The sequence below is a fragment of the Rothia sp. HMSC064F07 genome, from assembly GCF_001837265.1.
GTDB lineage: Bacteria > Actinomycetota > Actinomycetes > Actinomycetales > Micrococcaceae > Rothia > Rothia mucilaginosa.
This window is the reverse complement of record NZ_KV831922.1, coordinates 1-1,323: the sequence shown is the minus strand read 5'-3', so window position 1 is coordinate 1,323 and position 1,323 is coordinate 1. Positions and strand designations below refer to the sequence as shown.

1 protein-coding gene is annotated in these 1,323 nt (G+C 59.2%); it reads right to left on the bottom strand.

Translation table 11 applies throughout. The annotated features are described in order from the left end of the window. Window positions 1-330: 330 nt before the first annotated feature. Window positions 331-1,023, bottom strand: coding sequence for an SDR family oxidoreductase (locus HMPREF2712_RS01870; RefSeq protein ID WP_044151027.1), 693 nt, complete (start codon window positions 1,021-1,023; stop codon window positions 331-333). Window positions 1,024-1,323: the final 300 nt, after the last annotated feature.

Sequence of the window (1,323 nt, the reverse complement as noted above, 5' to 3'; positions counted from 1 at the left end):
GGGCCCGGCATCCGTTATGGATGCCGGGCCCCTGGTGTTTTAAATTCGCTGTCTTAGCGGCTCATGCCCCTTAGCGGGTAATGGTCGCCGAAGCAGTCAGACCAGAAATGTCCTGGTAAGCTACGCCTCGGCGGGCTCGTCCGGGGTTTTGTCGGCGAAGAGATCGAAGAATCCCACGGGAACCTCTTGCAGTTGCTCTAAAAATACATGGTACTTTAGGATACTGAGCGATGCGGCACCAACCTTGCGTGAGAGAAAAACACGCCCCAAACCCGTGAAGAGGCTCGGGACGCATCCGCACTCAGCCGGGGCGGGTGCATCCGGCAAACCCTAGCGCAGCTTATTGCTGTTAGGCGCCGATGCGAGAGCCTGAGCTATCGGGGTGGGCCCGCCAATAAACGGGAGCGCCTTCCCAACCGTGGACGGGTCCTCAAGAACCGCCGCCAGCACCTGGGCAACGGTGGCCCGCGGAGTATTAGATTCGGCGCCGGGCGTGTGGGCGGGCTCAATCCCCAGAGTAATGCCGCCTGCCTCCTCAAGGGTGAGCGTCCCCGGCCCCAGAATCGTGTAATCCAGCCCCGAGCCGCGCAGGTGCTCATCGGCGATCGTCTTCGACTCGGCGTAGGCGTAAAAACTGTCATCAGGGTCGATGCCGTGCCCGGAACCCGCGCCCAGGTACGATACCATCACGTACCGTTTAATACCGGCCAGCCGCGCCGCATCCATCGACCGGATCGCAGCGTCACGGTCAATCGCATAGGTGCGTTCGGGGCCACCTACACCGCCCGCACCCGCGGACCACACCAGCACTTCTGTATGTAAATCCTTGAAGAGCTTCGCCATCTCCTCGGTGCTCAACGCGGTAATGTCAGCGACCACAGGGTTCGCCCCGCGCGTGACAATATCCTCTGACTGCTCCGGCCTGCGAATAAGCGCATTGACCGCATGCCCGCGCTCCACCAGCAGCGGCTCGGCCAGAAGAGCAACCTTGCCGTGCCCGCCAATGATCGTAACGTTAGCCATCGTATCCTCCTGTATGTTGAAAAATACTTGTATATCCAGAATAGGCTTGCTGTGCCGCAACGTCTATGGTTTTTCTTATGCTTCCCGAGAACGACAGATACCCGCATTCCCTGTGCTGATGCGCTCAAACAGCACCGCATGATGAGAATTCTCGTGCGGGGCTCAAGACGGCGTTATGATGAAGTGCTAGGTTTTTATTGCCCGGCGGCACCGATGACGTGAACGACAAGCCGAACTACCTGAGCGTCATGAACTATTGCTACCAGCTGAGGGTCTGGTTCCCGCGAAGGACTAGCCTCT